Origin of the sequence: Phaeobacter sp. HF9A (assembly GCF_011806385.1) — a bacterium.
Classification (GTDB): Bacteria; Pseudomonadota; Alphaproteobacteria; order Rhodobacterales; family Rhodobacteraceae; genus Epibacterium.
Genome location: NZ_JAATOX010000017.1, coordinates 42,822 through 51,171, shown reverse-complemented (window position 1 = coordinate 51,171; position 8,350 = coordinate 42,822). Strand labels below are relative to the sequence as shown.

General features: G+C 62.8%; 6 protein-coding genes. 3 read left to right on the top strand and 3 right to left on the bottom strand.

The genetic code is table 11. The features are described 5' to 3' along the window. Window positions 1-63: 63 nt before the first annotated feature. Window positions 64-1,104: an FAD-binding oxidoreductase gene (locus HCZ87_RS05285; protein ID WP_167642721.1), complete on the bottom strand. Its 1,041-nt coding sequence runs from the start codon at window positions 1,102-1,104 to the stop codon at window positions 64-66. A 56-nt stretch (window positions 1,105-1,160) separates the two neighbouring features. Between HCZ87_RS05285 and mnmD the strand changes: the two genes are divergently transcribed. Then, entirely contained in the window at window positions 1,161-1,829 is a 669-nt protein-coding gene (gene mnmD / locus HCZ87_RS05280) for a tRNA (5-methylaminomethyl-2-thiouridine)(34)-methyltransferase MnmD (RefSeq protein ID WP_167642720.1), read from the top strand. 26 nt (window positions 1,830-1,855) lie between these two features. Then, a complete protein-coding gene (locus HCZ87_RS05275) occupies window positions 1,856-2,731 on the top strand; it encodes a DMT family transporter (protein ID WP_167642719.1) in 876 nt (291 codons plus the stop codon). Here the strand turns inward: HCZ87_RS05275 and HCZ87_RS05270 are convergent. Continuing rightward, window positions 2,687-4,651: a lytic transglycosylase domain-containing protein gene (locus HCZ87_RS05270; RefSeq protein ID WP_167642718.1), complete on the bottom strand. Its 1,965-nt coding sequence runs from the start codon at window positions 4,649-4,651 to the stop codon at window positions 2,687-2,689. The two genes, HCZ87_RS05275 and HCZ87_RS05270, sit on opposite strands and share 45 nt — an antisense overlap. Window positions 4,652-4,789: 138 nt before the next feature. Between HCZ87_RS05270 and dapA the strand changes: the two genes are divergently transcribed. Next, the gene (gene dapA, locus HCZ87_RS05265) at window positions 4,790-5,662 is read left to right on the top strand and encodes a 4-hydroxy-tetrahydrodipicolinate synthase (RefSeq protein WP_167642717.1); all 873 of its coding nucleotides are present in this window, start codon (window positions 4,790-4,792) and stop codon (window positions 5,660-5,662) included. Between the two features lie 110 nt (window positions 5,663-5,772). Here the strand turns inward: dapA and HCZ87_RS05260 are convergent, their stop codons facing one another. Further along, the gene (locus tag HCZ87_RS05260) at window positions 5,773-8,136 is read right to left on the bottom strand and encodes a methyl-accepting chemotaxis protein (protein ID WP_167642716.1); all 2,364 of its coding nucleotides are present in this window, start codon (window positions 8,134-8,136) and stop codon (window positions 5,773-5,775) included. Window positions 8,137-8,350: the final 214 nt, after the last annotated feature.

Sequence of the window (8,350 nt, the reverse complement as noted above, 5' to 3'; positions counted from 1 at the left end):
GGCGCGGCCCTGCCCCCGGGCGATTTGCAAAGCAAAGCGCAAACTCTCTGGCGATTTGGGAACCTAGAAATTATCCGAGACGCGGAACCCCTCCGGGATATGATCCTGCCCGTCCAGCAGAAGATCGGCTATGACCTCGGCCACTTTGGGCGCCATGCCAAAACCGATCTTGAAGCCGCCATTGGCGATGAAATGGCCTTCGCGATCCGGCCATGCCCCCAGCATTGGCGCGCGGGAGCGGGCGCGCGGGCGCACTCCGGCCCAGCGTTCCAGGACCTTGACCCCGGCCAGTTGCGGCAGCGCGGCGATAGCGCGGGTGATCACCTGATCAAGCTGCGCATCGGTGTCATCCGGTCGCGAGAACTCCCGCTCGCTGGTGGAGCCAATCGCCAGGGTGCCATCTGCGTGAGGGATGAGATGTAGCCCGTCCACGTAGAGCTGTGGCAGCGGGCCCGCATCGAAGCCCAGCAGCGCGGCCTGTCCCTTGACGCCATTGCCGAGAGCGCGCGGCGACAGGGCGTTAAGATCCAGCAAGCCCTGATAGCCGGTGGCATGCAGCACCTGACCCCTTTCCGGCGCGTCGCCGACCACCTCGACGCCGCCCGCGCGCAGGGCGGCAACCAAGGCAGCGCAGGCGCGGCGCGGGTGCATCCGGGCCGAGAGCGTGTCGTGGATCACCAAGCCGGTGGCGCTGGGCGGGCACCAGGGGCCGAACTCGGACGCGGGCCGCACCTGCCAGGTGGCGCGCGCCTGCCAGAGCGCCGCAGCGCTTTCGCAGCGCGCCCCGGCAAGCTCCAGCCCGCGTTGATCGTTGATGGGTTGCAACCGCCCCAGACGTCCATAGCCCGCCGAGACCCCACCTGTGGCCTCAACCCCGGCCCAGAACTCTTCGGCCATCAGCAGGCTTTCAAGCTGAAACGCCTTCTTGGGGTTCCAGTTTTCCGGCACATGCGGGGCGAGAGCGCCGACCAGCCCGCCGCTGGAGCCCGCGCCGGGGCCGTTGGGATCTACCACCTGCACCTTTGCGCCACGCTGATGACAGACCCAGGCGATCGAGAGGCCAAAAATCCCCGCACCGCGAATGGTGATTTCAGCAGTTGCCATTTCCATGCCCTTTCGTCAGGTTCGCCCTGTCCGCACGATCCCTAAAGGAAATCGCCATGACAGACCAGCAGGCCCGGCTGAGCTGGCGGGACGGCATGTTGCCGGTCTCGGATCAGTTTGATGACCCGTATTTCTCGCTCCAGAACGGGCTTTTGGAGACAGAGCACGTGTTTCTTGCGGGCAATGATCTGCCCGCGCGCTTTACCCCCGGGTTTCAGATTGCTGAACTGGGCTTTGGCACCGGGCTCAATATGCTGGCGGCCTGGCGTGCCTGGGAGGAGAGCGGCCAGAGCGGCGCGCTGCGTTTCACCAGTTTCGAGGCCTTCCCCATGGCGCCTGCCGATATGATGCGCGCGCTGGAAGCCTTTCCCGCCGTTGGCCCCTGGGCCGAACGCTTCCTGGCGCAATGGCAGGGCGGCGGCAGCTGTGATCTGGGCACATTGCAGCTGGAGGTGATCCTCGGCGATGCGCGCGAGACCCTGCCTGCCTGGGCCGGGCAGGCGCAGGCCTGGTTTCTGGACGGGTTTTCCCCCGCCAAGAACCCGGAACTCTGGCAAGAGGATCTGATGCAGGCGGTGGCCGATCACACAAGCACCGATGGCACGGCCGCGACCTATACGGCGGCCGGTTTTGTGCGGCGCGGGCTGGAGGCTGCCGGGTTTCAGGTGGAGCGTACCCCCGGATTTGGCCGCAAACGACATATGACCAAGGCACGGAAGGTCTGAACCATGAAACAGGGATGCAGCAGGTCATGAGCAAGAACGACACCAGGATGGGCATCCTGCTGATGATCGGTGCGACCATCGTCTTTGCCCTGCAAGACGGGATTTCGCGCCATTTGGCGAGTGAATACAACGTCTTTATGGTGATCACGATCCGCTATTGGTTCTTTGCGGCCTTTGTGATCGCGGTCGCCCTGAAACAGAGCGGCTCTCTGCGTAAGGCGGCGCAGACCAGCCAGCGCGGCGTGCAGATCTTCCGCGCCTTTGTGCTGGTGGCCGAGATTTGCATCATGGTGACGGCCTTTACGGTCTTGGGGCTGGTAGAGAGCCATGCGGTGTTTGTCTGCTATCCCCTGTTGATTGCGGCGCTTTCGGGGCCGATCCTGGGGGAGCAGGTGGGCTGGCGCCGCTGGGCGGCGATCGGCCTGGGTTTCATCGGGGTGCTGATCATCTTGCAACCGGGTTCGGGCGTGTTCCAACTGGCGGCGCTGATCCCGCTGGCGGCGGCGCTGAGCTTTGCGCTCTATGGTCTGTTGACCCGCTATGTGGCGCGGCGTGACAGCACCGCGACCAGTTTTTTCTACACCGGCGTCTATGGCATGATCTTTGTCACGCCGCTGGGGCTTTGGTGGTGGCAACCCATGACGGCGCCGGATTGGGGTTGGATGGCATTGCTCTGCGTGATGGGCGCGCTGGGGCATTGGCTGTTGATCAAATGCTACGAGATGGCCGAGGCCAGCGCCGTGCAACCCTTTGCCTATATGCAGCTGCCCTGGGCCGCGGCGATCGGGCTTGCTGTCTTTGGCGAGGATCTGCGGATCAATGTGGTCATCGGCGCCGGTTTGGTGGTGGCGGCCGGGCTATTCACCTTTTGGCGCGAAAACCTGAAGCGTGCGGCCCGCTAGCTCCTGCGTAAAGGGGACGGGCAGGGGGTTTTGCCCCAGCCGCGCGCGATAGACCGGCAGGCTCTCGGTGACCCGCATCACGTAGTTGCGGGTCTCGTTGAACGGGATATGTTCCACCCAGTCGATCACATCCACAGATGGGTCGCGCGGATCGCCGTAGCGCTTCATCCAGGCAGTCGGACGGGGTGGCCCGGCGTTGTAGCCCGCCGCCATCAGCACCACATTGCCATCGAACTCCGCCGCAAGCCGCGCCAGATACTGGCTGCCAAGGCGGGCGTTATAGGGCCAGTCCTCGGTCAGGCGGGCGGTCTTGTGATCCGGCAGAATGTCCAGCTCGCCCGCGACCAGCTGGGCGGTGGCAGGCATCAATTGCATCAATCCGCGCGCGCCGGCGTGGCTGATCACCACCGGGTCAAACTCGCTCTCCCGTCGGGCAATGGCGAGCGCCATCTCGGGTGCCATGGGCAGATCCATCTTGGCAAGCGGATGCAGCGGATAATAGGCGCCGGCAAGCTCCAGCCCATCCTGCGCGGCGCGTTTGGAGATCATCACCGCCAGATGCGGCTGATCCATGTCCACCGCCATCTGCCCCAATTGCAGCGCCTGTTCCGGCGGCAGGCCCTCGACCAGATGGGTCAGGAAGCGCTCTGCCAGCGACAGCTCGCCAGCCTGCAACAGCGCCAAGCCGGCCCGATAGACCGAGGATTTGAGGAAGGGCGCCTGTTTCCAGTCCACATCGCGCGGCGCGGCAAGGGCGGGATCAAAGCCGCGCCCAAGCGCCTGGGCCGAAAGCAGCCCGTAATAAGAGCTCTGGTATTTCGCGCCCAGTCGATAGGCCGCATGGGCCTTGTCGATCTCGCCCATCTGCGCATAGGCACGGCCCAGCCAATAGCCCGCGCGGCCGACCGAAACCGGGGTTTTGACCGCCGCCAGGAAACGGGTGAAATGATAGGCGGCAAGCTCCGCGTCGTTCAGTTTGCGCAGGGCGATATAGCCTGCAATCCATTCGCAATCGGCATAATCATAGCCATCCTCGGCGCTGGCAAAGTGATAGGCGGCGAGCTTATAGGCGCGGGTGTTCTCGCCGTCCCGCATCAGCTGGCGGGCAAAATCACGCCGCCGGTTCAGCCATTTGGCAGGTTGGCCCAAAGCCTCGGCAGAGGTGGAGCGTTCCAGCATCATGGCGATGGCATCGTCTTGCCGCCGCTTGGCGTCCCGCCAGGCAAACCGGTCATAGGCAAGGCCGGGATCGTCCTGCAAACTGGCGGGCACAGCGGCGATTTTGGCATCGACGCCGTTTTCCTGTTCTTGCAGCGCCAGCCGCGCCTCGGCGAGGCGGCGGCTGTTGTCATCCACCAGATCCAGCATGCGGCGGCTTGAAACCTTGTGCCCGTCCCAGAGCAGTTGCTCCAGCCGGGCCGCGTGATGCGGGGCGAGCAGCTTGCCATGGCGCGACAGATAGGCGTTCTGCATCTCTTCTGGCATCGCCATGCTGCGCCAGGCGTTTATAAGGCTGGCCTCGCCTTTGGTCTTTTGCCCGGCCTTGATCTGCGCCTCGCCGAGGCTCAACGCGCCTTCGGGGGTCTGGGGGGCATAGCCGTCGTAGAAGGTCAGGATGCTGGCGGTGTCGGCCTCTGCCATCGGTTCTTCGCTCTGGCGGCGCAGATAATCGAGCCCGGGCCAGTCGGGGCGCCGCTCCAGAAAACCCAGGATGGCGCGCGGGTTACCCTCGCCGCTGCGCAGCCAGTGCCAGGCAATAATATCACGATCAATAGAGCCGACCTCGCCCGCATCGCGCAGGGCCTCAAGCCAGTTCTTATCCTGCATCAGGGACCAAGCGCTCTCCAGCCCGCGCGCGGCAACGGGGGCACCAAAAAGGGTCGCGCAAATCAACAACGAGCTGGCGAGTCTGCGTGTCATCTCTTGCTTTTTCCAGCATTCCGGGGATAGAGGCTGTGACGATACCGCGTGTGGAGAGGGGCGCAACTCAAATCCCCGACAGCGCGTGTCTCCGGGCAAGCTTTTGCCCGTCCATAAACCCAAAGTTGGAGCATTCCCATGTTCAAAGGCTCTATGCCAGCCCTCGTCACCCCGTTTCGCAATGGTGAGTTGGACCTGGAAAAGCTTAAACACTTGGTGGAATGGCATATTGCGGAAGGCTCCGCCGGTCTGGTTCCGGTGGGCACCACCGGTGAAAGCCCGACCCTGACCCATGAGGAACACGAACGCGTGATCGAAGTGGTGGTCGAGACCACCGCCGGTCGGGTTCCGGTGATCGCGGGGGCGGGATCCAACAATACCACCGAAGCGATTCGCCTGGTCGAGTTTGCCGCCAAGGTCGGTGCCGACGCGGCGCTGGTGGTCACGCCCTATTACAACAAACCGACACAGCGCGGCCTGGTGGCGCATTTCACCGCTGTTCATGATTGTGTCGATATTCCGATTATCATTTACAACATCCCCGGCCGTTCGGTTGTGGATATGACCCCGGCCACCATGGGCGAGCTTTCCAAGCTGCCGCGCATGGTCGGCGTCAAGGATGCAACCGGCGATCTGGCCCGCGTCAGCCAGCAGCGGGCCAGCTGCGGTGCGGAGTTCATCCAGCTCTCCGGCGAGGATGCCACGGCGCTGGGCTTTAACGCCCATGGCGGTGTTGGCTGTATCTCTGTCACTGCGAATGTGGCACCCAAGCTCTGCGCCGAATTCCAGGCCGCGACCCTGGCGGGCGACTACAAAAAAGCGCTGGAATATCAGGATCGTCTGATGCCGTTGCACGAGGCGATCTTTGTCGAGCCGGGGCTGGTGGGCGCGAAATACGGCCTGTCAAAACTGGGGCTGTGCTCCGAAGAGGTGCGCTCGCCGCTGACCGAGCTGGCAGACAGCACCAAGGCGCAGATCGACGCGGCGATGGCATTTGCCGGTTTGATCTGAACGGGCCAGGATTGATGAGGAAGAACAGCCCCGGTTCTGCGGGCTGTTCTTCCTGATGCTATTGTCGCGGCGATCGCGCCTTCGATGCGTCGAAAAAGAATGTCTCGACTTTAGAAGTCCTGCCAGATTGCCCGTGCCGCATTGCCATCGTGGGCTTCGGCCGGCGCTGCGGGGAGGATGATGTCATCCTCTGTGTCCCAGACGTCGCCATGGGCGGTCGGTTTGATCACGGGCATGTCTTCGCGGTGGTGCGGATCGCTCCGCCCGGTTTCAAATCGCGATACGAGGTCGGCCAGCTTGTCAGCGTCATTATTCAGCAACTGGCTGGCGGCGGTGGCCTCTTCGACCATCGCGGCGTTTTGCTGGGTGACCTGATCGAGCTGCGACATGCCGGTGTTGATTTCGGCAATACCGGTGGATTGTTCCCCTGCACCTTCGGCGATTTCTGAAATCAGGCTCGCAATATGCGACACTCGGGCGACGATGCTTTCGAGCGCTTGTCCGGCCTTGCCAACCAGGTCCACACCGCGGCCGACCTGCTCGCCGGAGTTCTGAATCAACGCCTTGATCTCGCTTGCCGCATTGGCGGAGCGTTGCGCCAGGGTTTGCACCTCGGCGGCAACAACGGCGAAACCACGGCCTGCCTCTCCTGCGCGGGCGGCTTCGACCCCTGCGTTCAGTGCCAGCAGATTGGTCTGAAAGGCGATGTCGTCGATGACGCCGATGATCTGCGAAATCTGGTTCGCCGAGGTCTCGATCTCGGTCATGGCCGTGACCGCGTTTTGAACCACGGTGCCACTCTGATCCGCCTCGGAGCGCGCCTCCTTGACGATGCCGTCCACGCTTTGGGCCCCCTCGGCGGAGGATCTTACGCTTGCAGTGAGCTCGTCCAGCGCCGCGGCGGTTTCTTCCAGCGTGGCGGCCTGGGCTTCCGTGCGTTGCGACAGATCGCCGGAGGAGCGATTGATCTCCAGTGCGCCGGCGCGGATGCTTTGTGCCGCGTCAATGACTTCGTTGACCAACAGACAGAGGCGGGAGACAGCGCTGTTGAAATCAAGGCGGAGCTTTTCATGTTCTTCGGGGAAGGCGGTGGTGATCTCATGGGTCAGGTTACCCTTCGCCAGTTGCACCAACCCGCCGCTGAGCTGCGCGACAACCTCGTCCTGTTCCGCCTGTTTGTGCTGGCGTTCCTGTTCGGCCTGTTCGGCCACCTTCAGGTCGCCCTTGAACACCTCTAGCGTGCGCGTGATTTGGCCGAATTCATCGCCATAGTCGGTGCCTCTGATGATGGTGTCGTATTTGCCATCGGCAACCGCGTGCATGTCGTGGTTCAGCGCCTCCACCCGGCGCGTCACGGTGCGCGCGGCAAGCCAAGAGAAGAACAAAACGCCCAGAGAGACGCCAAGCGCCGTCAGCAAGGAGTTTCGGATCAGGGCTGTGACATGGGTCGTGGCCTCGTCGTAATTGATTTCAAGGACCGCGCCCCAGGATTCCCCGTTGGGGATCCGAATGCTGTCCGTAACTGCAATCACGTCGCCATCCTCCAGGCCCGGCGTATGCGGAAGATAGCGTTGCTCACCGGTGATCGCGGCAGAGATGGCCTCGGTTGTGGGCAGCGGCTCGAGCACCTGATGCCCGCCTTCATGTGGCGAGGATGACGTGGCAATGCCATTGCTATCGACCATGTAAACAAGGCCCGTTTCCCCCAGAAGATCGGATTGCGCGAGGATCTCATTCATGCGGGTGACGGGCACCTGAACCGCAACGACACCGGCAAAGGACATGCCGTTATACACCGGAGCGGCAATGAAAATCGCCGGTGCGCCATTGCTTGCCCCATAGCCTTTCAGGCTGCTCATGAAGGCCTGGCCGCTTTCCAGCTCCCGGGCGCCGCGATAGGCCTCGCCCAGGCCGCTGTCCTTATAGGGCCCGTCCAGAAGATTGGTGGCAAAATCGCTCTCTTTGAAGACCGAGTAGATCACGTTTCCATTCGGGCCGATCAGGAACATATCATGGAAATTGCGGGCCTGTTGATAGGCGCGAAATCCTTCGTGGTATTTCTTGTGGCGGAGCGTCCAGACCGATTTGTCCTCGGCGGCCAGGAGCTCGTCTCGCTGTCCGGACGGATTGGGGTTCTCATCCACGTAGAGACGGCGCAGATAGGCCGATGGTTCCTCGCCGTCGACCGGCATCCAGCCACGGCCAAAGTCCTTGATCCCGAGGTTGACGGACCCGTTCAGCGCCAGGGCGCCGACCTCTGCGTTCAGGTCGTTCAGCCAGGTCTCCAACGCGTTGGCACGTTCGTTCAGGAGGGTGCGATAGGCCACCCGCTGTTCATCGCTGAATTCGCTTACCGCGCGAATCGTTACCACGCTGCCCGCCACGAGGAGGAGAACAATCGCTGGCACCGCGATGGTCACGGGCAGCTTCAGGCTCATGGCGGTGTTTTTCCAGAACCGCAGGAACATACTCATACACAGATCCCCTTCGAAGGACGTATCTTAGGCGGGTGCGCGCAAAGACAGTCGAAGCCTGTCGTAATTTCTTTTCCTTCCGCTTAACGGCGCTCAGGCACACGCAGATTTTACGCTGTCGCGGATCTGTGCTCTGGGTTGGTGCCCCGGGTTGGCGCGCCGCAACGAAGCGGCTAGGTCTTGTGGCGACAGTTTCGATATTGCCCAGACAACA